26 protein-coding genes and 1 tRNA gene are annotated in these 21,953 nt (G+C 70.7%); 4 read left to right on the top strand and 23 right to left on the bottom strand.

Annotation, left to right across the window (positions count from 1 at the left end):
• Window positions 1-25 precede the first annotated feature (25 nt).
• The 17 genes from L6E10_RS30530 to L6E10_RS30610 form a co-directional block, all read right to left on the bottom strand.
• On the bottom strand, window positions 26-565 hold the full coding sequence (locus tag L6E10_RS30530; RefSeq protein ID WP_236223611.1) for an alkaline shock response membrane anchor protein AmaP: 540 nt from the start codon (window positions 563-565) through the stop codon (window positions 26-28).
• Window positions 562-1,080 carry a DUF6286 domain-containing protein gene (locus L6E10_RS30535; protein WP_236223612.1) on the bottom strand — a complete coding sequence of 173 codons (519 nt, stop codon included), beginning with the start codon at window positions 1,078-1,080 and terminating at the stop codon, window positions 562-564. Before L6E10_RS30535 ends, L6E10_RS30530 begins: the two co-directional genes overlap by 4 nt.
• Entirely contained in the window at window positions 1,077-1,397 is a 321-nt protein-coding gene (locus tag L6E10_RS30540) for an Asp23/Gls24 family envelope stress response protein (protein ID WP_236223613.1), read from the bottom strand. The genes L6E10_RS30535 and L6E10_RS30540 overlap by 4 nt, the downstream gene beginning before the upstream one ends.
• A 2-nt stretch (window positions 1,398-1,399) precedes the next feature.
• Window positions 1,400-1,576 (bottom strand): hypothetical protein, encoded by a 177-nt coding sequence (locus L6E10_RS30545; protein ID WP_236223614.1) that lies wholly within the window; start codon window positions 1,574-1,576, stop codon window positions 1,400-1,402.
• 10 nt (window positions 1,577-1,586) lie between these two features.
• Entirely contained in the window at window positions 1,587-2,027 is a 441-nt protein-coding gene (locus tag L6E10_RS30550) for an Asp23/Gls24 family envelope stress response protein (RefSeq protein WP_236223615.1), read from the bottom strand.
• 57 nt (window positions 2,028-2,084) lie between these two features.
• Window positions 2,085-2,384 (bottom strand): hypothetical protein, encoded by a 300-nt coding sequence (locus tag L6E10_RS30555; protein ID WP_236223616.1) that lies wholly within the window; start codon window positions 2,382-2,384, stop codon window positions 2,085-2,087.
• Window positions 2,378-2,725, bottom strand: a complete 348-nt coding sequence (locus L6E10_RS30560) for an Asp23/Gls24 family envelope stress response protein (RefSeq protein WP_236223617.1) — start codon at window positions 2,723-2,725, stop codon at window positions 2,378-2,380. Before L6E10_RS30560 ends, L6E10_RS30555 begins: the two co-directional genes overlap by 7 nt.
• Window positions 2,726-2,729: 4 nt before the next feature.
• On the bottom strand, window positions 2,730-3,272 hold the full coding sequence (locus L6E10_RS30565; protein WP_236223618.1) for an Asp23/Gls24 family envelope stress response protein: 543 nt from the start codon (window positions 3,270-3,272) through the stop codon (window positions 2,730-2,732).
• Window positions 3,263-3,820 (bottom strand): RNA polymerase sigma factor, encoded by a 558-nt coding sequence (locus L6E10_RS30570; protein WP_236223619.1) that lies wholly within the window; start codon window positions 3,818-3,820, stop codon window positions 3,263-3,265. The genes L6E10_RS30565 and L6E10_RS30570 overlap by 10 nt, the downstream gene beginning before the upstream one ends.
• A 320-nt stretch (window positions 3,821-4,140) precedes the next feature.
• Entirely contained in the window at window positions 4,141-5,166 is a 1,026-nt protein-coding gene (locus tag L6E10_RS30575; RefSeq protein ID WP_236223620.1) for a trans-acting enoyl reductase family protein, read from the bottom strand.
• A gap of 9 nt (window positions 5,167-5,175) precedes the next feature.
• Window positions 5,176-5,469, bottom strand: coding sequence for a hypothetical protein (locus tag L6E10_RS30580; protein WP_236223621.1), 294 nt, complete (start codon window positions 5,467-5,469; stop codon window positions 5,176-5,178).
• 106 nt (window positions 5,470-5,575) lie between these two features.
• Window positions 5,576-6,040, bottom strand: a complete 465-nt coding sequence (locus L6E10_RS30585; RefSeq protein WP_236223622.1) for a GNAT family N-acetyltransferase — start codon at window positions 6,038-6,040, stop codon at window positions 5,576-5,578.
• A 13-nt stretch (window positions 6,041-6,053) separates the two neighbouring features.
• Complete coding sequence (locus L6E10_RS30590; RefSeq protein WP_236223623.1) at window positions 6,054-7,253, bottom strand: cytochrome P450; 1,200 nt, start codon at window positions 7,251-7,253, stop codon at window positions 6,054-6,056.
• A 40-nt stretch (window positions 7,254-7,293) separates the two neighbouring features.
• Window positions 7,294-7,674 (bottom strand): hypothetical protein, encoded by a 381-nt coding sequence (locus L6E10_RS30595; RefSeq protein WP_236223624.1) that lies wholly within the window; start codon window positions 7,672-7,674, stop codon window positions 7,294-7,296.
• Window positions 7,675-7,797: 123 nt separating this feature from the next.
• Window positions 7,798-7,869, bottom strand: a tRNA-Val gene (locus L6E10_RS30600).
• A 39-nt stretch (window positions 7,870-7,908) separates the two neighbouring features.
• On the bottom strand, window positions 7,909-8,373 hold the full coding sequence (locus L6E10_RS30605) for a peroxiredoxin (RefSeq protein ID WP_236223625.1): 465 nt from the start codon (window positions 8,371-8,373) through the stop codon (window positions 7,909-7,911).
• Between the two features lie 76 nt (window positions 8,374-8,449).
• On the bottom strand, window positions 8,450-8,881 hold the full coding sequence (locus L6E10_RS30610) for a DUF3052 domain-containing protein (RefSeq protein WP_090100657.1): 432 nt from the start codon (window positions 8,879-8,881) through the stop codon (window positions 8,450-8,452).
• Between the two features lie 320 nt (window positions 8,882-9,201).
• Here L6E10_RS30610 and aceE point away from each other — a divergent pair, with 320 nt between their 5' ends.
• Window positions 9,202-11,961, top strand: coding sequence for a pyruvate dehydrogenase (acetyl-transferring), homodimeric type (gene aceE, locus L6E10_RS30615; protein ID WP_236223626.1), 2,760 nt, complete (start codon window positions 9,202-9,204; stop codon window positions 11,959-11,961).
• A 67-nt stretch (window positions 11,962-12,028) separates the two neighbouring features.
• On the opposite strand, the gene L6E10_RS30620 is transcribed toward aceE, so the two are convergent.
• The 3 genes from L6E10_RS30620 to pnuC form a co-directional block, all read right to left on the bottom strand.
• Window positions 12,029-12,796 carry a GNAT family N-acetyltransferase gene (locus L6E10_RS30620; protein WP_236223627.1) on the bottom strand — a complete coding sequence of 256 codons (768 nt, stop codon included), beginning with the start codon at window positions 12,794-12,796 and terminating at the stop codon, window positions 12,029-12,031.
• 113 nt (window positions 12,797-12,909) lie between these two features.
• On the bottom strand, window positions 12,910-14,085 hold the full coding sequence (locus L6E10_RS30625; protein ID WP_236223628.1) for a M14 family metallocarboxypeptidase: 1,176 nt from the start codon (window positions 14,083-14,085) through the stop codon (window positions 12,910-12,912).
• Entirely contained in the window at window positions 14,082-14,693 is a 612-nt protein-coding gene (gene pnuC / locus L6E10_RS30630) for a nicotinamide riboside transporter PnuC (RefSeq protein WP_090100843.1), read from the bottom strand. The genes L6E10_RS30625 and pnuC overlap by 4 nt, the downstream gene beginning before the upstream one ends.
• Window positions 14,694-14,760: 67 nt before the next feature.
• Between pnuC and L6E10_RS30635 the strand changes: the two genes are divergently transcribed.
• Together L6E10_RS30635 and L6E10_RS30640 are read left to right on the top strand one after the other, a co-directional pair.
• Window positions 14,761-15,849, top strand: coding sequence for a phytase (locus L6E10_RS30635; protein WP_236223629.1), 1,089 nt, complete (start codon window positions 14,761-14,763; stop codon window positions 15,847-15,849).
• A gap of 9 nt (window positions 15,850-15,858) precedes the next feature.
• Window positions 15,859-16,899, top strand: coding sequence for a winged helix DNA-binding domain-containing protein (locus tag L6E10_RS30640; protein WP_236223630.1), 1,041 nt, complete (start codon window positions 15,859-15,861; stop codon window positions 16,897-16,899).
• Here the strand turns inward: L6E10_RS30640 and L6E10_RS30645 are convergent.
• From L6E10_RS30645 to L6E10_RS30655, 3 genes are all read right to left on the bottom strand, one after another.
• Window positions 16,896-17,939: a glucose-1-phosphate thymidylyltransferase gene (locus L6E10_RS30645; protein ID WP_236223631.1), complete on the bottom strand. Its 1,044-nt coding sequence runs from the start codon at window positions 17,937-17,939 to the stop codon at window positions 16,896-16,898. The two genes, L6E10_RS30640 and L6E10_RS30645, sit on opposite strands and share 4 nt — an antisense overlap.
• A gap of 139 nt (window positions 17,940-18,078) precedes the next feature.
• Window positions 18,079-18,849, bottom strand: coding sequence for a hypothetical protein (locus tag L6E10_RS30650; RefSeq protein ID WP_236223632.1), 771 nt, complete (start codon window positions 18,847-18,849; stop codon window positions 18,079-18,081).
• A gap of 206 nt (window positions 18,850-19,055) precedes the next feature.
• On the bottom strand, window positions 19,056-20,615 hold the full coding sequence (locus L6E10_RS30655) for an alpha/beta hydrolase (protein ID WP_236223633.1): 1,560 nt from the start codon (window positions 20,613-20,615) through the stop codon (window positions 19,056-19,058).
• A 119-nt stretch (window positions 20,616-20,734) separates the two neighbouring features.
• Here L6E10_RS30655 and L6E10_RS30660 point away from each other — a divergent pair, with 119 nt between their 5' ends.
• A complete protein-coding gene (locus L6E10_RS30660) occupies window positions 20,735-21,934 on the top strand; it encodes a CdaR family transcriptional regulator (RefSeq protein ID WP_236223634.1) in 1,200 nt (399 codons plus the stop codon).
• Window positions 21,935-21,953 lie beyond the last annotated feature (19 nt).

Raw genomic sequence — 21,953 nt, forward strand, 5'->3', positions numbered from 1 at the left:
GACCTGGGCTTCCGCGTTTCCGCGATCAGCGGGCCCGTGCCCCGGCCTTCGCCGCGGCGATGCGGAACTCGACGGTGGTGGGCAGTTCGGGCGCCTCCAAAGCCTCCCGCAGGCGCGGCAGCCCCTCGTCGTCGATGCGGCGGCGGATGTCGCGCAGGTCCGCGTCACCGTGGGCGCGCACGACGAGAGCCAGGCGCGGAGCCGTGTGCGACCCGGTCAGCTCCGCGTCGACCTTGCGCACACCGGGATAGGCGGTGACCTCGTCGGCGAACGGCGCGACGGCTGTCGACGTGCTCAAGCGGGTCGCGCCCGCCTCGTCGGCCCAGCGCCACGAGGCGACCTCGCGCCGGGGCACCTGGGCGACGAGCCACCACAGGCAGAGCAGCGCGAGCAGCACCGCGACCGCCGCCGTCACCCAGAGCACCCACGTCGGCGGCGGCGCCGTGCCGGGCACCAGCACGGCGCCGCGGTCCACCCGCGGCACGTGCCCGAGGGTGATCGCCAGCGCTCCGCCGCCCGCGACCAGCAGGACGAGGCCCAGCAGTCCGAGCAGGAAGCGGTTCACGGTGTGCTCCTCAGCGCCTTGACCCTCACCACGACCTGCGGCGGCCGGACGAGGGCGAACTCCCCGACGCGGTTCTCGAGCGCGGCGCGGACGGCGTCGCCGAGACCGTCCGCGACGGCCCGCTTCGTGCGCACCACTGTCTTCACGCGGCGGCGGCGCACCTTCACGGAGGCGGACTCCACGCCGTCGACGTGCGCGGCAAGGCGCAGTGCGTTGCGCAGGCCCCGCACCGACAGAGCCGTGTTGCCGTCCAGCTCCACCGTCCTGGCGCGGCCGGGCACGACCGCGGCCAGGAACAGCAGCAACCCGATGGCCGCGGCGACCCCGCCCGCCACGGCCACGGTCGTCGACGACCACCTCACCTCGTTCAGCCGGCCCGCCACCGCGTCGTAGGACAGCCAGGGCTGCTCACCGAGGGCGAGCTGGACCGCCGTCACGGCCACCACGACGGAGGCCGCGAGCAGGACGAGCGCCGTGAGCGTGGCGGGCAGGGCGCGACGGGAACGCCGAGTCATCGGACCCTCCTCGCCACAGCGGTGTCGGCGCGCAGCAGACCGATCGACACGTCCACGACGGACACCCGCAGACCGGTCAGCTCGGCGACCCGGCCGGCCAGGTGCGCGCGGACCCTCGCGGCGGTCGAGGCGACCGGTGCCGGGTAGCGGAGGTCGAGGCGCGCGTCGAGCGTCGCCACCGCCCCGGTCACCCGTGCGGTGACCGCGCAGCCGAGCACGTCCGGCACCTCCATCGCGGCGCGTCCCGCGATGCGGCCGACGGCGCGGTCCGCGACGGTGGTCAGGCCCGGCTGCGCGGCGGCAAGAGAGGCGGTCATGGTCAGTCCCGATCCCTGCCGAGCAGCTGCGCGAGGTCGAGCTTGCCCTCGGCGACCCGGCCCGCGACCAGGCCGAGCGCACCGAAGACGAGCACGACCAGGAACGCGCTGAAGCCCCCGAACGCGGCGGCCAGGCCGAGCGCGAGCCCGGCCAGCAGACCCAGTGCGGTGGTGCTCATGACGCCTCCCTCACTGCACGCGAGCGGTGTCGGGCTCTTCGCCCTCGGACTCGTTCGGGATGTGCACGTCGTTGACGTTGATGTTGACCTCGACGACCTCGAGGCCGGTGATCTGCTCGATGGCGGTGATCACGTTGCCGCGCACGGACTTCGCCAGTTCCGCGATCGGCACGCCGTACTCGACGACGAGCTCCAGGTCCACGGCCGCCTGCTTCTCGCCGACCTCGACCGACACGCCCTGGCCCGCGCTCGCCGTGGCACCGGGAATGCGGTCGCGCAGTGCGCTGAGCGCCCGCGTGGCACCGCCGCCGAGGGCGTGCACACCGCGGATCTCCCGTGCCGCGAGGCCCGCGACCTTCTGGACCACGACGTCCGCGATGGTGGTGGAACCCTTGTCCGTCACCAGCTTCCCGTTGGTGGTGTTGACCTTCTCCACGGCCTGCGTGCTCATGGCAACCCCTTCCTCCGAAGCGTTCACATCAGATGGACACGGCGGCCCTGGAAAACGTCACGCCCCGTTCAGGTGATCGAGTGCACGTTTGTCCACATCGGTCACGACGATCCGGAGCACCGCCTTTTCCCACCGCGTGCCAACGAGAACAGCGCGCAGCGCCGCACCCGCCTCGTCCAGCGACAGCGGCAGGCTCGTGGCGACGACGCGGACGCACACCTGCTCGTCGGTCACGTCGACGGCCATCATGTCGACGTCCCACGGGATCCACGACCGAGCGGGCACGGACGCCGGCGTCGACGGCCGCAAGCCTTCGACCTTCTCCAACGCCTTCAACAACTCCGCGGCGATCAGCATGCGACGTCCACCACCGTCACCGCCACGGAGCCCACCGCGACCCCGGTCAGTTCGGCGACGACCGCGCGCACCGACCGCTGCACGGCGCGGGCCACGGCCGCGGCCTGGTCCAGGCCGGAGATCACCACGTCCACCTCCAGCACCGCGACGGCGCCCTCCCAGCGCACCCGCACACCTTCCACCGGCGCGGGCTGCAGGCCCTTGACCTGCTGCCGCGCCACCCGCACCACCGAACTCACCAGCCCGGCGACGCCCGGCTGCACGCGCACGCCGGGGACCAGCTCCGCCGCGTGCACCGCGACCGCCGCCACCGCCGGGGCGGACACGACTGCCTCGATCACTTGCTCACCCTTCGAGAACGTCGGACACGACGAGGTCCAGGCGGGCGAGCCGCACACCGATCCGTGCCGAGGCCGCGGCCAGCACGCGCCGCCGCACCTCGTCGTACGCCTCGTGCGTGACGAGGCCCGCGGTGATCGCGATGGTCAGCTCGACCTCGATCACCGGGTCCGGCACGGTCGACTCCGGCGCCTCGGTGACACGGCACCCGCGGGCGCGCACGCCGTCCACGCCGTCCGCCGCGTACCGCAGCACCGCCGCGACCGCCCGCGTGCTGATGCGGGCCAGTCCGTCGCCGGGCAAGGGCACGGCGCCGGACCGGCGCACATCAGCCCGGACAGCCGACATGATGCGGCTGACCAGGTCGGACGGTGGTTCGACCTCGTCGCGAGCCATCTCCTCGGTGGCTTCGCGCAGCACCAGGAGGCTCTCGCGCACCGCCGCGCAGTGCGGGCAGGCGCGCGTGTGCTCGTCGGAGAGGTCGATCGCCTCCCAGACCTCTTCGACGTCCCGCCCGCACGGCAGGACGTAGTCGGATGTCACCGCCACGGCGCCATCACCTCCGCGAGTTGTGCCCGTGCTCGCGCGAGCCTGCCGCGCACCGACTGCTGGGTCGTGCCGATCGCCTCGGCGATCTCGTCGTAGGACCGGCCGTGGACCTCGCGCAGCACCCAGCACGCCCGCTGCTCCGGCGTGAGGCCGCGCAGTGCGGCTTGCAGCGCGTCGAGCTGCGCGTTCACCTCCACCGCGCGGTCGGGCCGGGTGCGGGGCGCCGGCGACTCGTGCTCGTCGAGCTCCGTGTCGGCGTGCGGCTTGCGCTTGCGCAGCACGTTCAGGCACTGGTTGGTGGTCGTGCGGTAGAGCCAGCCGAGGAACGCCCCGTCGTCGTTGAGCTGCCCGAGACGCCGCCACGCGGTCAGGAAGACGTCCTGCACCGCGTCCTCGGCGTCACCGGTGCTGCCCACGATGCGCAGCGCCAGCCGGTACATCGGCCCCTGGTAACGACGCACGAGCTGCTCGTAAGCCCTCATGTCGCCGTCACGGGACCTGGCCACCAGCGTGGCATCGTCGAGTGCGGCTACCTCGGCCACGCTCATGCGCACACCTCCGCCCACTTTGCTCTGTCGTCTTGAAGACACGTTCGAAACCGGAACGTCACGCGGTTCCCCGACTTCCCGCCGGTGACCGCGTCCACCCCGGATTTCACCCGGCAGTGGCGTGAGGACAGCGGGACCGCGGGTGTCGGACAGGCGTTGACGAACCGGCTCCAGCCCGGGGCAACTCGACTCAGGAGGCCGCGGGGGAGGTCACCGGCGACCGGGAGCTCGCGGACGAGGGCCGCGCGGAGCAGGCGAAGGCCGCCGTCGGCGGAGTCGTCGACAGCGTCGCCGGGCAGCTCGGGAAGTGACGCCCGGGATCAGGTGAAGCGGACCTCGCCCACGACGACGCCGTCGAGCTCGCGCACGAAGTCGGCGCCGAAAGCGCTCGACGGCGTGTGCGAGCCGGGAGCGACGTCGCCGATCCCGGCGACGGCGCGCAGCACGGCGTCCGCGGTGAGGCTGTAGGCATTCGGCGTGGTGACCGCGCACTCGACCTTCGTGCGCGCGTCCCACGCCTCGCCGAACACCTCGGCGCGCGTCTTCGCGCGCTTGCGCTCGTCAGGTCCCTTCACCTTCCCGGCGACGGTCTTGGCGAAGCCCTGCACGAACGAGGTCCGCAGCACCGGCGCGAACACCTGCTGCAGCTGCCCCAGCACCCCCGGCACGAGGGTGAACGTGGTGATGTTCGGGATGCCGGTCGACCGGTAGGCGGTCGACACGTCGCCCCACGGGATGCTGCCGACCTCGCGCGGTCCCGACCGGAAGCGGGCGGTGCGCCGGCGGTGCCCGATGCGCACGCTCCTCAGCTCGCCGTTCACCCGGATCCGCCCGCCCACGGCCGCGGCCTCGACGGAGGTCTTCGTCGTGCCCGCGCTCGCCCCTCCCCCGACGACGAACGCCAGGTCGAGGTGCGTCGCCGACGGCAGCGCGTTCTTCAGGATCGCGGCCACGCAGTCCGTGGGGACGACGTCGAACCCAGCGCCGGGCAACATCACGATGCCGGCCTTGCGCGCGTCGGCGTCCCTCAGGCTGACGGACTCGAAGACGTCGATCTCACCGGTGATGTCGAGGTAATGCGTCCGGCTCCGCAGACAGGCGTCCACCATCGCCTCGGACGTCTGGGAGAACGGTCCCGCGCAGTGCACGACGGCATCGACGTCCTCAAGGTTCCGGCCCGCCTCGGCCAGGCCGAACGCCCGGTGCTCCAGCCCGAGAGCCGCGGCGAGCGGTTCGACCTTCTCCCGCGAGCGCCCGGCGAGGATCGGCCGTTCACCGCGCTCGACCGCGAGCTCCGCGATGAGACGACCGGTGTAGCCGTTGGCGCCGTAGACCATCCACGTCATGCCGCGACCTTACCGGCGAGTAGCCCTGCGGGCACCGACCGAAGAGCCGAGCAGCAGCAACGCCCCCAGCCCGGCCACCGGCACGCCCCAGAGCAGCCGCCGGTGCCGGAGATCGGCGCAGATGTCCACATAGGCCGGACTGACCGCGGAGGCGGCCGGCTCGTCGAACCCGATCCCCAGGGCGTTGCCGCACGGGATCAACGACCCGCTCGGCGCCTCGACGGCGAGCGCCACGAACAGGATCGCGCCCCCGCCGAGCAGGAACGCGAGACCCACCACAACGGCGAAGGTGCGCACGGACATGAGGAAAACTTACGTCTCAAGTGGACTTCGGGATAGCCCTGGTCAGCCGCATTGGGGCTGATCCCCTAATCCCCCGCCGAGCGTTCCGATGATCCCCCGGATCCCACTATGCGACCGAGAACGCGTAGCGCTGCTCCGCACGGCCGTGACGCGGATGCGGCGCAGGGGCGCCGACCTTGATCCATCCGAGGCGTTCGTAGAGCCGCACGCCCCGCACGTTGTCGACGAAGACCAGCAGCTCCGCCTTCCCGTAGCCGCACCCGGCCAGCGCGGCGGGCAGTGCGCGCAGCAGCGCCTCCGCGACCCCCTTGCCCCAGGCGTCGGGGTGCACCCCGACGTAGTTGATGTACGCCGTCCTCGCCTCCTGCGGACCGCCGGCGACGAACCCCACCGGCTCACCGTCCCGCATCGCGAGCAGGAACAACGACGGCTCGCCCGCGAGGGCGTTCTCGATGCCGGGCCGCGCCTCTTCCCGCGCCGGAACCCCGTACCCGTCCCTTTCGGCGACCGCGTGCGCCCAGATCAGCGCGGCCGCGTCGACGTGCTCCGGTCCCCCGGTGATGATCTCCACGCGCTCCAGCGTCTCAGCGTCCGAGGACGACGGGAAGCGATTTGAGGCTCGCCATGATGTCGCTGTGCGTCACCTCCGGCGGTTCCCCGGCCGGACAGGTGGTGCGCGGGAACCGCGACGTGAGGTGGCGCAGCACCGTTTCGGCCTCCAGGCGGGCGAGCCCCGAGCCGAGGCAGAAGTGCGGCCCGTACCCGAACGCCACGTGGCCGGTCGTCTCCCGGTCGACCCGGTACCGGTCGGCCCTGTCGTGCGCCTCCGGGCACCTCCCGGCAGCGCCCAGGTTGATCAGCAGCACCGTGCCGGCCTCGACGGGTACGCCGCCGATCTCGACGCGCTCGGTGGCGATGCGGTGCGTGGCGCTGCGCACCGGCGGGTTGTGCCGCAGCGTCTCCTCGACGAGCACCGGAACGAGCCCGGGATCCGTGGCGGCCTTCGCCCACAGATCGTTGTCCAACGCGTCGTGCACAACGTTCGCGATGAGGCCGGCCGACGTCTCATGACCAGCGACGACCAGAAGGAACGCCATCGCCATGAGCTCGTCATGACTCAGACGGTCACCTCCGTCGTCGGCCGCCACCAACGCACCGAACAACGACTCCTCGTCGAGAGACTTGCTCGTCAGCAACGCGTGGAAGTAGCCGCCCAACTCGTCGCTGGCGGGCTGCGACACCTCGGGCACCATCGACATCATCGTCTCGATCAGCACCCGGACACGGCCCCGATCGTCCTCCGGCACCCCGAGGACCTCACCGATGACGTGCAGCGGCACCGGCACGGCCACCCGTTCGACCAGATCGACCTCCCGCCCCTCCGACAGCCCGCCGACCAGCTCCGCGGTGATCTCCTCGACACGCGGCGCCAGCCGCTGCACCGCCCGGCCGTTGAAGGCCTTCACCGCCAGCGCCCTGAGCCGGGCGTGCTGCGGGTTGTCGCTGTTGAGCATGCTCGGCCCGAACAGCCCGGCGAGGTTCTCCTGCGTGCTCCCCCTGGCCGCGAGCTGCCGCTTGATCTCGCGCTGCAACTTCGCGCTGTCCTTGGAGAGCCGTTGATCGGCGAGCAGCTGACGGGTGAGCTCCAGCCCAACAGTGACAACCTGCATCTCGACACCGTTGGGCAACGTCACGGCATGCAGCGGCCCTTCGGCTCGTGCGTCGTCCTCGATCCGATGGTGCTCCCGCGCGCGCAGCTCACCGCCGATGAGCAAGTGGGACATGGCCCCTCCGTTGGATACGGCTGAAGACCGTTCTACCGCTCTAACGGAACGAGTCCAACGCCCGAATCGACTCGATCGAGGGCAGCCGAGGCGGCGCGGAGGCGATGGCCCTGCGCCCGAGCACCCACTCCGGCAGGTGGTGCTGCAACGCCAGCCGCCCCTCGGACGTGACGTCGACCGGCGCCGCCATCCCGTGCTCCACCTGACGAGCAGGCCTGGCCCACGTGATCCAGTTCCTCCGCTCGAGCACCTCGAGGTCGTCCGCGTCCCACTGCTTGGCGGGCCGGTACTCGAGGTACCAGCTCGTGGCGCCGCGGTGCACCCCGCCCTGCTCGACGAGGGCCAGCAGCTTGATCTGCTGCTGGGTGACCTCGGTGCTGACGGGCCCGGCGGCCTTGGTCTTGCGCCTCAAGCTCTTCACGGGTCTTCGTCGTCCTTCGGAGGTGGCGGGCCCGAACGTCCCCGACAAACGTCGAACAAGATACCCCGGAAAACACCGAGGCGACGTGGTCTGCGCTTGCGCAGACACGCCGCCTGGGACGAGTGGGCGCGACAGGGTTCGAACCTGCGACCGCTCGGGTGTAAGCCGAGTGCTCTTCCGCTGAGCTACACGCCCCGACACCCCGGCGCCAACCACCGGGGAGGTACAGCTACATCATGCCTCCAACGAGGCTACGGCCTTCTTCCAGACGTCCTGATCGCGGGCCTCACCCGGCGACTTCACCTCGGCGAACCGCACCACGCCCGACACGTCGACCAGGAACGTCCCCCGCAGCGCCGTACCCGCGGCCTCGTTGAACACGCCGTAGGACTGCGCGACGGCCCCGTGCGGCCAGAAGTCCGACAGCAGCGGGAACTGGTAGCCCTCCTGGTCCGCCCACACCTTCAGGGCGAACGGGGAGTCCACGGACACGCCCAGCACCTGCACGGCCGAGGCCTCGTAGGCCGAGATCTCGTCGCGCAACCGGCAGAGCTCGCCGCGGCAGGTTCCGCTGAACGCGAACGGGTAGAAGACCAGGAGCACGTTCTTCGAGCCGCGGAACGACGACAGCGTCACGCGCTGCTTGTTGTAGTCGTTGAGCGTGAAGTCCGGGGCTTCCGAACCGACCTCGACCGCCATGGGACGACCCCTCCAGCAAGGCACAGGACCACGGGCGGACCTACGCCCGTGGACCGAACCCTATGTCAGCTGGGGATCACCGCTTCGCCTTGGCCGACTTCGGCCACACCAGGCGGATGCCCGCCCAGTCCTCGGCGACGCTGATGTTCGAGGTCTGCGACAGGCCTGCGGTCGGGACCGCTTCGGCCACGTCGGCCGGCTCCACGTGGCCGGGACGGCCGGTCTTCGGGGTGAGAACCCAGATGACGCCGTCCTCGGCGAGCACTCCGGTGGCCTCGAGGAGAGCGTCCACCAGGTCGCCGTCGTCCTCTCGCCACCAGAGCAGGACGACGCTCACCGTCTCGTCCGCCTCCTCGTCGAGGAGGTCGCCCCCGATCTGCTCCTCGACGGCGGCACGGAGGTTGTCGTCGACATCCTCGTCCCAGCCGAGTTCTTGGACGACCATGCCCGGTTCGATCCCGAGCTTCTCGGCGACGCCGATCCTGCCGGCGTCTTCCGCGGCGACCACGGTTTTCACTCCTCCAACTACGCAAGAGCGACAGCCCTAAGACTGCCGCTGAAGTCCGTTACTCCGGCTAGCGAACACTGTCGGCTACCTCCGGCGCAACTGTTGACCACGTGACACGCCGTAACAGGCACCCCTGTCGAAGCACCTACACTGGCATGAGGCACGCTCTACATACCTCTTATCGCGCGCGCGTGAGTGACACGATCCAGAACTACCGATCAGTAGCGGTGACGAAGTCGTCGCGCAAGGACAACGATAGGGGCGCGTGGCACGGTTTTCCGGGCCATCGCGTGTACCGCCAACGAAGCCGAGGAGACACCTTGAGCCCGCAGAACACCGGCCCCGAGCGGGTACGTGTCATTCGCGACGGTCTGGCAGCGCACCTGCCGGACATCGACCCCGAAGAGACGGCCGAGTGGCTCGAGTCGTTCGACGAGGTGCTCAAGGGCGGTGGCCAGCAGCGGGCGCGTTACCTGATGCTGCGTTTGCTGGAGCGCGCGGGCGAGAACCAGGTCGGCATGCCGTCGCTGATCAGCACGGACTACGTCAACACCATCCCCACCGAGCGGGAGCCGTGGTTCCCCGGTGACGAGGAGGTGGAGCGCCGTTACCGCGCGTGGATCCGCTGGAACGCCGCGATGACGGTGCACCGGGCGCAGCGTCCCGGCGTGGGTGTCGGTGGCCACATTTCGACGTACGCGTCTAGCGCGTCGCTTTACGAGGTCGGCTTCAACCACTTCTTCCGCGGCAAGAACCACCCCGGCGGCGGCGACCAGGTCTTCATCCAGGGCCACGCCTCCCCCGGTGTCTACGCCCGCGCGTTCCTCGAGGGCCGCCTGTCCGAGCACCAGCTCGACGGCTTCCGCCAGGAGTACTCGCACGCCGGTCCGGGCGGCGGCCTGCCGTCGTACCCGCACCCGCGCCTCATGCCGGACTTCTGGGAGTTCCCCACGGTCTCCATGGGCATCGGCCCGATGAACGCGATCTACCAGGCGCGGTTCAACCGCTACCTGCGCGACCGCGGCATCAAGGACACGTCCGACCAGCACGTGTGGGCGTTCCTCGGCGACGGCGAGATGGACGAGCCGGAGTCGCGCGGCCTGCTGCAGCTCGCGGCCAACGAGCAGCTCGACAACCTGACGTTCGTCGTGAACTGCAACCTGCAGCGCCTCGACGGCCCGGTGCGCGGCAACGGCAAGATCATCCAGGAGCTGGAGTCGTTCTTCCGCGGCGCCGGCTGGAACGTCATCAAGGTCGTCTGGGGCCGCGAGTGGGACGCGCTGCTGCACGCGGACCGCGACGGCGCGCTGGTCAACCTGATGAACACCACGCCCGACGGCGACTACCAGACCTACAAGGCCAACGACGGCGCGTACGTCAAGGAGCACTTCTTCGGCCGTGACCCGCGCACAAAGGCTCTCGTCGACGCCATGAGCGACGACGAGGTGTGGAACCTCAAGCGCGGTGGCCACGACTACCGCAAGGTCTACGCGGCCTACAAGGCGGCGACCGAGACCGTCGGCCAGCCCACCGTCATCCTCGCCAAGACCATCAAGGGCTACTCGCTCGGCCCGCACTTCGCGGCCCGCAACGCGACGCACCAGATGAAGAAGATGACCCTGGACGACCTCAAGGGCTTCCGCGACAGCCTGCGCATCCCGATCTCGGACGCGCAGCTCGAGGCCGACCCGTACCTGCCGCCGTACTACCACCCCGGGCAGGACTCGCCGGAGATCCAGTACATGCAGGAACGCCGCCGCCAGCTGGGCGGGTTCGTGCCGGAGCGCCGCACGAAGTCCAAGGCGCTGGTGCTGCCGGGCGACAAGGTCTACGAGGGCGTCCGCCGCGGCTCGGGCAAGCAGGAGGTCGCCACGACGATGGCGTTCGTCCGGCTCGTCCGCGACCTCGCGAAGGACCCGGAGATCGGCCCGCGCATCGTGCCGATCATCCCGGACGAGGCACGGACGTTCGGCATGGACTCCATGTTCCCGACGCAGAAGATCTACAACCCGAACGGCCAGGCGTACACCTCGGTGGACGCCAACCTGATGCTCGCCTACAAGGAGTCCGAGCAGGGCCAGATCCTGCACGAGGGCATCAACGAGGCGGGTTCCACGGCGTCGTTCACGGCGGTCGGCACGTCCTACGCCACGCAGGGCGAGCCGATGATCCCGATCTACATCTTCTACTCGATGTTCGGCTTCCAGCGCACGGGCGACGGCCTGTGGGCGGCGGCGGACCAGATGGCGCGCGGCTTCGTGCTCGGCGCCACCGCGGGCCGCACCACGCTGACCGGTGAGGGCCTGCAGCACGCCGACGGCCACTCGCTGCTGCTGGCGCACACGAACCCGGCCGTGATCGCGTACGACCCGGCGTGGTCGTTCGAGGTGGCGCACATCGTCAAGGACGGTCTGCGCAGGATGTACGGCGAGAACGCCGAGAACATCTTCTACTACATGACGGTCTACAACGAGCCGTACGTGCAGCCGGCCGAGCCGGAGAACCTGGATGTCGAAGGCCTCCTGCGGGGCCTCTACAGGTACCAGGAGGGCCCGCGGACCGGCGGTCCGCGCGTGCAGATCCTCGGCTCGGGCGTGGGCCTGCCGTGGGCGCTCAAGGCCCAGCAGATGCTGGCCGACGAATGGGGCGTCTCCGCGGACGTGTGGTCCGCCACGTCGTACTCGGAGCTGCGCCGCGACGCCGTCGAGACCGACCGACACAACCTGCTGCACCCGGACGCCGAGCCGCGCGTGCCGTACGTGACGCAGGTGCTGAAGGACGCGCAGGGCCCGGTCGTCGCCGTCTCGGACTGGGCGTCGGCGATCCCGGACCTGATCCGCCCGTACGTCCCGACCGACATGACGACCCTGGGCACGGACGGCTTCGGCTTCTCCGACACCCGCCCGGCCGCCCGCCGCCACTTCCTGGTGGACGCGGAGTCGGTCGTCGTCGCCACGCTGGCCGCCCTGGCCAAGCGCGGCGAGGTCGAGCAGTCGAAGGTCGTCGAGGCAGCCCGCAAGTACCGCATCGACGACGTGCAGGCCGCTGGGCCGTCCACGTCCGACGCGGGCCTGGCGTAGCCACCGGAGCCCTCTCAAGGGCTCAGAAACGATCTGAGGGGCCGTTCCGCTGCTGCGGAACGGCCCCTCAACCGTTGAGGGCGTACTCGGTGAAGTGACCGCACGGCGTGAAGCCGAGCCGTCGGTACACGGGCTCGCCGTCGGCGGACGCCTGCAGCACGGCGACCGGGAGACCTTCGTCACGGGCGACGTGCAGGGCGGCGGCCGTGATCGCGCCGCCGTAGCCGCGGCGGCGGTCGCCGGCGAGCGTCGCGATGTTGTAGATGCCCGCGACACCCGCGTGCAGGAACACCTCGGCCGTGCACACGGGCCGGTCCCCCACGTACCCGACGAGGTAGCGGGCCCGGCTGCGCAACGCGGGCCCGTCCACCTCGGCGTAGAAGCGGCGGACGGTCTCGGCGGGCGGGTCCCAGTTGGCGGCGAGCACGGCGGCGTAGTCGGCCAGCTCGTCGGCGGTGGACACCCGCCGGACGTCGAGGCCACCGGCGTGCGCGCCGGGCAGCGGGCCGTCCAGGTCGAGCCACATGCCCGTTTCGGTCTCGGACGCGCTGAGCCCCGCGCCGGTGAGCAGCGCGCCCAGTCCGGGCGAGCCCGGCCCGACCCACCACGAGAACGGGCGGCCGGTGGCCTTCACCGCGCTCACGGTCTCCGCCACGCGCGCCGCGTCGGCGAAGCGCGCCGAGGTGACGATGTTGAACGTGTCGTCGGCCAGGCCGCTGTCCGCGACCAGCAGGTCACCGGTGTCCGTGACGGTGCCGCCCGGCAGGTGCCGGTGGAGGTGGCAGGCGTGCTCGGCGAGGTTGCGCTCCATGCGCTCGGCCAGATCGGTGTCCATCGGTGCGCGGGCCCTTGCAATGAGTCTTTTGCGGACGAAGTCAAAAGTCTCGTTGCAAGGGCCAGGTCAGGCAACCGATATATCAGTTGAGGGCGATATATCAGTTAGAGCGTCTAGCACTGTGCGACGACGCGGGCCTTGAACAGCGGTTCGTCGGCACGCGGGTCGAGCAGCAGCGGGATGATCGGGCGGGCTTCCTGGCGCACCGGCACGATGCGGTCGCCGCCCCTCAGGTACTGCGACGTGACGCCGTGCAGGGCGAGCCGGTCGCGCACGGTCAGGAACTCGGCGGCGGTCAGCGCGTAGCCGCACGGCTGGGGTGAGACGACGTCCTCGGGTGCCGGGGGCTGGTTGTCCGCGCCGCCGAAGTACACAGGGCCGGTCCGCACGGCGCGGGAGGCGGCGGTGGCGGCCTCGATCGCCGAGCGGTTCCCGTCGACGAACGACCGGGTGCCGTCGAGGGCCGCGAGGTGCGACTCGACGCGGAACGCGGGCGTGTTGTCGACGTTGGTCTCGACCAGCAGGCCCATGCCGTGCTTCAAGCCGCCGGTGTTGCGCAGGATGCGCTCCTGGCCGTCGCCCGCGACCTGCCGGATCGGCTCGCCGGTCACCGGGTCGACGTAGACGCCGTAGACGCCGGAGGTGCGGCCGGCGGCCTCCACCGCGGGCCGGACGTACGAGCGCGACAACGTCTCCGACAGGTCGTGCACGCCGTCGGCGACGTTGAGGTTGCGGGGCCACAGCCAGAGGACGTCCTTGACGTAGTACGGCGCGGAGGGGCCGAACTCGTGCAGGTCGTGGATGACGTCGGGCTTCCAGTCGCGGATCACCGACGCCATCGCGCGGGCCTCGGCGGTGCGCAGCAGCAGGTGGTCGCGGTTGACGTCGATGCCGTCGGAGTTGCCGCGGGTGTCGGCGGCGCGGCCGTCGGGGTTGGCGTTCGGGACGAACAGGTACGTCACGGACGACGTGCGCGGCAGTGAGCGCATGCGGATCAGGCACGCCTCACGGCCGGCGGGTTCGTCACCGTGCTGGGAGCAGATGAAGAGAACCACCGTGCGCGCGGTGCGGGAGCCCACGCGCACGAGCTGGATCGGGCGGCCCTGCGCGGTCGTCCCGATCTCCGAGACCGGGAGGCCGGTGGCGCGCAGGTAGGCCTGTTCCCCGGCCTCGGTGGTCCACTCGCCGGTGAGCTCGAACCCGGTGCGAGGCTGCGGAGCGGCCTGGGCGGCGGGAAGTGCTACCAGCGACGAGACAGCGGTCAGCAGAGCGATCAACAGTCCCCTCATAGGGGAGACTTTGCCGCCTGTGTCAACCGGCGGGCGGTGCGGTTCCAGTCGATGAAACCGTGGACCACCAGGCCCGCGAAGATCACGTAGACGAGCGCGCTGAAGTACAGGCCCGACTGGATCTGCAACGGCACGCCGACGGCGTCTACCACCAGCCACACCAGCCAGAACTCGACGAGGCCGAGACCCTGCAGCGCGAACGCCAGGATCGTGCCGACGAAGATGGCGGCGTCCGGCCAGGGCGCCCACGAGGCGTCCAGCGCGTCCAGGACCAGCGCGAACGCGACCGTGCCGACGACGAAGGCGCCGACGACCGCGACCCGCTCACGCCACGAGCCCTTGCGCACCACCACGCCGAACACCGGGTCGCGCCGACGCACCCACGCGTACCAGCCGTAGACGGCGATCGCACCGACCACGATCTGCCGCGTCGCGAGGCCGCCCAGGTGGCTCGACATGTAGACGGTGAACAGCAAAGCGACGGAGACCAGCTGCACGGGCCAGGTCAGCAGTGACCGCCGCTGCGCGAGGAACACCACCGCGAGCGCCAGCACCTGCCCGACCAGCTCGGTGTAAGCGATCTTCTGGCCGAAGATCGTCAATCCCATCTCGTACCACACGACTTGTTCCCCCGGGGTTCAGTCGCCGTATACCGGTGTTCCCTACGGTCCCACCATGTCATCTCCCTTAGCACTGGCGCTCGTGCCTTTGTTCCTCACCACTCCCTCGCCGCCCGTCGTCACACCGACGGTGATCACGCAGACGTTCGAGGAGCCCGCGGACGCCGACGACCCGGCCATCTGGGTGAACCCGCGCGACACCGAGCGCAGTGTGGTCCTGGGCACGCTCAAGGAAGGTGGCTTGGCGGCGTTCGACCTCAACGGCCGCACGATCGGCGTCCTCCCGGCGCCGCAGCCGCCGACGCCCGACGCCAAACCCGGCCGTTACAACAACGTCGACGTCCTCGGCGACCTGGCGTTCGTCAGCGACCGCGGCCGTGACCGCATCCGGGTGTTCCAGGTGGACGAGCACGGCGCGCGGGACGTCACGAACCCCGCGACGAAGCCCGTCTTCAGCCGGACCGAGGCCGAGGTCGACGACCAGCACACCGTCTACGGCCTGGCCGCCGGGCGCGTCCAGGGCAAGGACGTCGTCGTGACGAGCCGGCGCAACGAGACGAGCATCGCGTTGCTGCAGGTGCAGAAGGGCAGGACGTACGACACCAGGAAGGTGTCCACTCTGGACCTCCCGAGCACCTTCACGCTGCCGGACGGCAAGAGCTGGACCGTGTGCGGCGAGCCCGGCGAGGGCCCGCAGGTCGAGGGCATGGTGATCGACGAGCGGACGAACACCCTGTACGCCGCGCAGGAGGACGTCGGCATCTGGCGCATCCCGTTGCGCGCCAACGGCTTCGGCAAGCCGCAGCTCGTGGACAGGGTTCGCGCGTTCGGCGCGCCGCAGAAGTACGACCCCGAGACCGAGGAGTGCGCACCGGACGGCCCGAACCCCGGTTTCGGCGGGAAGTGGCTCGAAGCCGACGCCGAGGGCCTCACGATCGCGGACGACGTGCTGCTCGCCTCCAGCCAGGGCGACTCGCGGTTCGTCGCCTACCGCAAGGCCGACATGGTGCCGCTAAGGGACTTCCGCGTGAAGGACGTCGAGCACTCCGACGGTGCCGACATCGTCCTCGGCAAGCTCAACCTGCTCGTCGTCCACGACGGAGAACGCCCGAACGGCACCGGTTTCGCGTTCATCAGGTTCTAACCTGTCCCGATGGGGACCCTCAGCCAGGACCAGCTCAACAGAGCGCTGATCGAACGCCAGATGTTGCGCGAGCGCGCCGGCAAGAGCGCGCTCGCCGCCATCGAGCACCTCGTCGGCATCCAGGCCCAGGAACCGAAGTCGCCCTACGTCGGCCTGTGGACGCGCATCCACGACTTCCAGCCGCGGGAGCTGGAAGACCTGCTGACCCACCGCGAGGCCGTCCGCGTCCTGCTGATGCGCGGCACGATCCACCTGGTCAGCGCACGGGACGCGCTCGGGCTGAGGCCCCACACCCAGCTCCGGCTCGACCGCGAGCTGCGGAGCGGCCCGTTCGCCGCCCGCCTGAGGGGCCTCGACCTCGACGAGGTCGCCGAGGCCGGGCGCGAGATCCTCGACGACACCCCGCAGGGCACCGCGGACGCCGGCAGGCGGCTGCGGGAGCGCTGGCCCGACCGCGAGCACACCGTCCTCGGCAACGCCCTGCGCAACAAGCTCGCCCTGGTGCAGCTCCCGCCGCGCGGGCTGTGGCACCGCAGCGGCCGTGCCGTCTGCACGACGCTGGAGAACTGGCTCGGGCGGCCGCAGCAGGCGATGGACAAGCGCGAACTGGTGCTGCGCTACCTGAAGGCCTTCGGCCCCGCCACCGTCATGGACGCCCAGCAGTGGTCCGGCCTCACGAAGCTCAGCGCGACGTTCGATGAGCTCAGGCCGGAGCTCGTCACCTTCCGCACCGAGGGCGGCAAGGAGCTGTTCGACCTCCCCGACGCCCCGCGGCCCGACGCGGACACCCCGCTGCCGGTCCGGCTGCTGCCCGAGTTCGACAACGTCCTGCTCGCCCACGCCGACCGCCGCCGGGTCATCGCCGACGACCGCCTCGGCGTGGTCATCGGCGGCAAGCCCACGGTCCTCGTCGACGGCTACGTCGCCGCCACCTGGGCGGTCACCAAGGACCGCACGATCACCGTCGACCACCTCGACGAGCTGCCGCCGAGCAGGAAGAAGGCGGTCGCCGAGGAGTGCGACCGGCTCCAGGACTGGATCCGCGGCTAGGCGGCGACCTCGACGTGCGCGCCGTCACCGACCACGAGCCGGTGCTGGCGCGCCGACCCCACGCGGGCCCGGCGGCCGATCAGCGACGTCTCGATGCCCGACACGTTGTGCACGGAGGCCTCGTTCAGCACGATCGAGCCGGCCACCCCGGACTCGGTGATCCGGCAGTCCGCTCCGATCGACGTGTACGGCCCGATGACCGACTCCTCGACGAGCGTCCCGGCGCCGATGATCACGGGACCGACGATGCACGACCGCACGACGCGCGCACCCTCCTCGACCACGACGTCGCCGATCAGCCGCGACTCGTCGTCGACGACGCCCTGGATGTCGGTCCGCAGCCTCATCAGCAGCTCGCGGTTGCACTCCAGCATGTCCTCGACCCTGCCGGTGTCCTTCCAGAACCCGGAGTACATCCGCGCCCGCACGTCGCGTCCGTGCGTCACGAGCCACTGCAGGGCGTCGGTGATCTCGAACTCGCCGCGCCACGAGGGCTCGATCGCGTCGACGGCGGCGTGGATGGCGGGTGTGAAGAAGTAGACGCCGATCATCGCGAGGTCGCTGCGCGGCTCCCGCGGGTGCTCGACCAGCCGCGTCACGCGCGAGTTCTCGTCGACCTCCGCGACGCCGTACAGGCGCGGGTCCTCCACCTTGTCGACGAGCACCTGGGCGGACGGGCGCAGCCGCGCGAACTCGTCCGCGATCTGGCCGATGCCCTCGACCAGCACGTTGTCGCCGAGGTAGAGCACGAAGTCGTCGTCACCGAGGAACGGCCGGGCGATCCGGACGCAGTGCGCGAGCCCGAGCGGCAGGTCCTGCCTGATGTAGGTGATCGAGACGCCCAGGTAGGAGCCGTCGCCGAACAGCTCGGAGATCTCCTGGCCGTGGTCACCGACGACGAGGCCGATCTCGGTGATCCCGACGTCCCTCAGGTTCTCGACCACGTACTCGAGCACCGGCTTGTTCGCGATGGGGACGATCTGCCTGGGCAGCGAGTACCCGGCCGGGCGCACGCCCGCGGACAGCACAAGGGCTTTCATTGGTCCTCCACCGCGACGGAACAGTTCGGGTGGCTACGAGGCTCCGTGCGCACACTGGACCGGAACTGGAGAACCCCCGGAACACGAAGAAGGGGCCCTGCGCGTGATGTTTGCGCGGGCCCCTTCCAGCAGACGGGAACTACCTGCCGGTCATCGGCGTGCCCGGCGGCGGCGTCGGGGCGTCGCCCGGGTGGCCGCCGACGGTCTGCGGCATCTCCTGCGAGGCGCGCGGCATCGGGGACTGCGACCGCGCCTCGTCCTGCACGCGGGTCAGCCAGCCCTCCCAGCGCTGCTGCATCGGGCGGACCAGGCCGCCGCCCACGCCGATGATGACGACGCCGGCGACGGTCGCGAGGACGGCGATCAGGACCGGCATGGTGACCGAGATCGCGATGCCCAGCTGGTTCAGCGCCGCGATGACGCCGAGCGCCATGACGAAGCCGTACGTGATGTTGCCCAGCAGCTTCGTGTAGGAGCGCTGGCCGAGCGCACCGGTGACGAGCCCCTTGAGCGCCGTGCCGATGGCCGACGCGACGATCACGAGCACCACGGCGACGACGATGCGCGGCAGGTACGCGATCACCTCGTTGAGCAGCGTGCTGACGGGGTTCGAGGCGCCGAAGACGCCGAACGCCAGCTGCAGCGCGATCAGCAGCACGAAGTAGTAGACGATCTTGGAGATCAGCCCGGACGCGTCCATCGACGACTGGCGCATGGCGCCGCTCAGCCCCGACCTGTCGACCAGCTTCTCGAAGCCGACGCGCTGGAGCAGGAACCGGACGCCCTTGGCCAGCGCCTTGGCGATGAACCAGCCGATGACCAGGATCAGCAGGAAGCCGAGCAGCTTCGGCACGAACGTGGCCACCATCGCCCACGCCTGGCCCAGGCCCTCGGTGATTTGCGAGCCCACGGGCCCTCCTGGAACGAAGTTGCGGTGAGTGAAGATCCGACCCGTTGATCGTTTCGCGGATCACATCGCCCCACAACCGCGACACTGTGACACGAAAGGGTGGCTGACGTGGATTTTTGTCTCAATACAGTTCAGAGTGGAACCACCGGTGGGGACCGGGGAGAGGGAAGCGCCCGACACGCTCCGTGTCGGGCGCTTCCACATTTCTACGGCCGCACCGCGCTCAGCCCGCGCCCGTCGAGGTAGGCCTGGATCCGGATGGAGGACAGCGCGGGAGCCGCGCCGCCCTGGCCGTCCTGCGGCACCTCGGGCCGCGGATCCCCGGCGCACTCGGAGCTGCTGCCGGGCAGCGCCCCGTCGACCAGGTAGCGGTTCACCTTGGCGTCGACGCACGCGTTGCCGCCGTTGTAGAGGCCGTGCTTGCCCTCGTCGACGACGGTGACCAGGTTGTGCCCGAGCCGCTGCGCCATCGCCGGCCCGCTCGCGTACTGGGTCTGCGTGTCGCCCTCGGACTGCACCACGACGCCGACCGGGTAACCCTTGCGGCTGATCCTCACCGGCGGCTCCGGCGGCGTGAACGAGCGGAAGGTGCACGTCATCGGCGCCGCCCGCACGATGCCGAAGCCGTACGGGTAGCGCTCGCGGAACATCCGCATGTTCTCGTAGTAGACGTGCAGGTCGGTCGGCCAGTCCGCCTCGCAGGTGACCGTGTCGAACACGCCGGAGCGCAGGTCCTGCAGACCGGTGTTGGCGAGCACCTGGCCGGCCTTGGCACCCTCGGCGTTCTGCGCCTGCTCCCCCGACCGCAGCTGGACCACGATCGACGCCAGGTCCGACCACAGCGGACGGTAGCGGGAGCCCACGCCCACCGCGCCGTCGAAGGCGGAGCGGTCGTACTCGCCGACGGGTGCCGCGTGCAGCTTCGCGGCGACCTTCTCGACCTCGGCCAGCACCTCGTCGCGCGACTTGCCCAGGCCGAACTTCTCGTGGCGCCGCCCCACCCACGCGGCCCACGCCTCGACGTCCATCCTGTACGCCACGGCCTGCTGGCGGAACTGCTCGTGCCAGATCCACTCCGGGTGCACGGCCGAGTCGAGCACGCTGCGGTCGAGCCTGTTCGGGAACAACGTCCCGTACACCGCGCCCAGGTACGTGCCGTAGGAGTAGCCCAGGTAGTTGATCTTGTGTTCGCCCAGGGCGCCGCGCACGACGTCCATGTCCCGTGCGGTGTTGGGCGTGCTGATGAACTGCCGGATGCCGCCGGCGGACCTCTGGCAGGCCTCCTCGGCCTCGCGCGCCTCGGCCGCCCACTTGCCGAACTCGCCGTCCGGGGGCCGCGACTCCGGTGTGGCGATCGCGGGCGCGGTGCGGCAGTTCAGCGCCGTGGAGCCACCGACGCCGCGCGGGTCGATGCCGATCACGTCGTAGACCTTCCCGACCTCGGACTTCGCGAGGAACAGCGGCAGGCCGAGCCCCGATCCGCCAGGTCCACCCGGATTGGTGAACAGCACGCCGCGCCTGCGGCCGGGCTCGGTCGCCTTCTTGCGGCTGATCGTCAGGTTGATCCGCTCCCCGGCCGGCTGGGTGTAGTCGAGCGGCGCCACGAGCGTGGCGCACTCCAGGTCGGCCAGCTTCCCGCCGCACTGCGCCCACCCGACCGGCTGCGCGTAGAACCCGGCCAGGGGGTCGGGAGGGCCGGCTGTGGCGGCGGTGCTCGTCGTCAGGAGCACCACCGCGCTCAAGGCAAGGGCCGGGAACCTGTGCATGACGAACCTCCACGCCGCGCGAAAGACCTCTGCTGCCCGAAGGTATGGCCGCGAAAACGACCACATGGGTTCTGTCACCCGTCCCAGTGATGCCTCTCCCCTGGCCTTAGGCTGCGGGTATGACCAGCAGCAAGGCGAAGGAGGAGCACCCGCCCGCGCTCTCCGCCCGCACCATGCGCAAGATCGAACGCGCGTCGGGCTCGCTCGCGACCGCGAGCGTGTCGGAGATGGAGCGGCGGCTGTCCTGGTTCGCCCGGATGCCCGCGGACCAGCGGGCGAGCGTGCTGCTGCTGATCCAGAACGGCGTGGCCGGGTTCGTCGAGTGGCTGCACGACCGGCAGCAGGCGATCCGGCTGACCGCGGACGCGTTCCGCAGCGCCCCCAAGGACATCTCCCGCTGGGTCAGCCTGCGCCAGACCGTGGAGCTGGTCCGGATAGCGCTGGAGCTGTTCGAGGAGCAGATGCCGCAGATGGCGGCGAACGAGGCCGAGCGCGCGCTGCTGATGGAGGGCGTGCTGCGGTACGGGCGGGAGATCGCCTTCTCCGCCGCCACCTCCTACGCGGCGGCCGCCGAGGCGCGCGGTGCGTGGGACGCCCGGCTGGAGGCGCTGGTCGTCGACGGCATCGTGCGCGGGGACCCCGAGGAGTCGCTGCTCTCCCGAGCCGCCGCGCTCGGCTGGGACCCGGCGCTCGAGGCGACCGTGCTGGTCGGCAACCCCGGCGGCGAGGACCCGCCCGCGATCATCTACTCGGTGCGCAGCAAGGCGGCCCGCGCCGGGCGGCCCGTGCTGCTGTCCGTGCAGGGCTCGCGGCTGGTCGTCGTGCTCGGCGGGCCGACGGAGACCGGTGAGGACGTGCTGGGCCGCATCGCCGAGGGCTTCGGCGAGGGTCCCGTGGTCGCCGGGCCGACCGTGGCGAGCCTCTCGGAGGCGCACCGCAGCGCGAGCGACGCGCTGAGCGGGCTGCGGGCCGTCGTGGGCTGGCCCGCCGCCCCCCGGCCCGTCCGGTCCCTCGACCTGCTGCCGGAACGGGCGCTCGCGGGCGACCCGGAGGCCGAGTGGCAGCTCGTCGACCGGGTCGCGAGACCGCTGGAGGACGCGGGCGGCGCGCTGCTGGAGACCGTGGACGCGTTCCTGGAGGTCGGGGGCGTGCTGGAGACGTGCGCGAAAAGACTGTTCGTGCACCCGAACACGGTCAGATATCGCCTTCGGCGCGTTCAGGAAATGACGGGAAGAAATGCACATGACGCTCGGGACGCACTTGTGCTTCGCGTCGCTTTGTCTGTAGGACGCCTTGCCCGCTCCCGGGGCCTGTGGTAGTGAACTGGTTGTGACGGAG

This window comes from Lentzea sp. CC55, assembly GCF_021056325.1.
GTDB classification, from domain to species: Bacteria; Actinomycetota; Actinomycetes; order Mycobacteriales; family Pseudonocardiaceae; genus Lentzea; species Lentzea jiangxiensis.

Excerpts from the sequence above, each read along its gene's own strand:
- L6E10_RS30550 (WP_236223615.1), bottom strand. The coding sequence starts at position 2,027 with ATGAGCACGCAGGCCGTGGAGAAGGTCAACACCACCAACGGGAAGCTG.
- L6E10_RS30605 (WP_236223625.1), bottom strand. The coding sequence starts at position 8,373 with ATGGCGGTCGAGGTCGGTTCGGAAGCCCCGGACTTCACGCTCAACGAC.
- L6E10_RS30535 (WP_236223612.1), bottom strand. The coding sequence starts at position 1,080 with ATGACTCGGCGTTCCCGTCGCGCCCTGCCCGCCACGCTCACGGCGCTC.
- L6E10_RS30575 (WP_236223620.1), bottom strand. The coding sequence starts at position 5,166 with ATGACGTGGATGGTCTACGGCGCCAACGGCTACACCGGTCGTCTCATC.
- L6E10_RS30545 (WP_236223614.1), bottom strand. The coding sequence starts at position 1,576 with ATGAGCACCACCGCACTGGGTCTGCTGGCCGGGCTCGCGCTCGGCCTG.
- L6E10_RS30635 (WP_236223629.1), top strand. The coding sequence starts at position 14,761 with ATGTCATCTCCCTTAGCACTGGCGCTCGTGCCTTTGTTCCTCACCACT.
- L6E10_RS30645 (WP_236223631.1), bottom strand. The coding sequence starts at position 17,939 with ATGAAAGCCCTTGTGCTGTCCGCGGGCGTGCGCCCGGCCGGGTACTCG.
- L6E10_RS30570 (WP_236223619.1), bottom strand. The coding sequence starts at position 3,820 with ATGAGCGTGGCCGAGGTAGCCGCACTCGACGATGCCACGCTGGTGGCC.
- pnuC (WP_090100843.1), bottom strand. The coding sequence starts at position 14,693 with ATGGGATTGACGATCTTCGGCCAGAAGATCGCTTACACCGAGCTGGTC.
- L6E10_RS30540 (WP_236223613.1), bottom strand. The coding sequence starts at position 1,397 with ATGACCGCCTCTCTTGCCGCCGCGCAGCCGGGCCTGACCACCGTCGCG.
- L6E10_RS30660 (WP_236223634.1), top strand. The coding sequence starts at position 20,735 with ATGACCAGCAGCAAGGCGAAGGAGGAGCACCCGCCCGCGCTCTCCGCC.
- L6E10_RS30620 (WP_236223627.1), bottom strand. The coding sequence starts at position 12,796 with ATGGACACCGATCTGGCCGAGCGCATGGAGCGCAACCTCGCCGAGCAC.
- L6E10_RS30590 (WP_236223623.1), bottom strand. The coding sequence starts at position 7,253 with ATGTCCCACTTGCTCATCGGCGGTGAGCTGCGCGCGCGGGAGCACCAT.
- L6E10_RS30580 (WP_236223621.1), bottom strand. The coding sequence starts at position 5,469 with ATGTCCGTGCGCACCTTCGCCGTTGTGGTGGGTCTCGCGTTCCTGCTC.
- L6E10_RS30625 (WP_236223628.1), bottom strand. The coding sequence starts at position 14,085 with ATGAGGGGACTGTTGATCGCTCTGCTGACCGCTGTCTCGTCGCTGGTA.
- L6E10_RS30655 (WP_236223633.1), bottom strand. The coding sequence starts at position 20,615 with ATGCACAGGTTCCCGGCCCTTGCCTTGAGCGCGGTGGTGCTCCTGACG.
- L6E10_RS30640 (WP_236223630.1), top strand. The coding sequence starts at position 15,859 with ATGGGGACCCTCAGCCAGGACCAGCTCAACAGAGCGCTGATCGAACGC.
- L6E10_RS30555 (WP_236223616.1), bottom strand. The coding sequence starts at position 2,384 with ATGCTGATCGCCGCGGAGTTGTTGAAGGCGTTGGAGAAGGTCGAAGGC.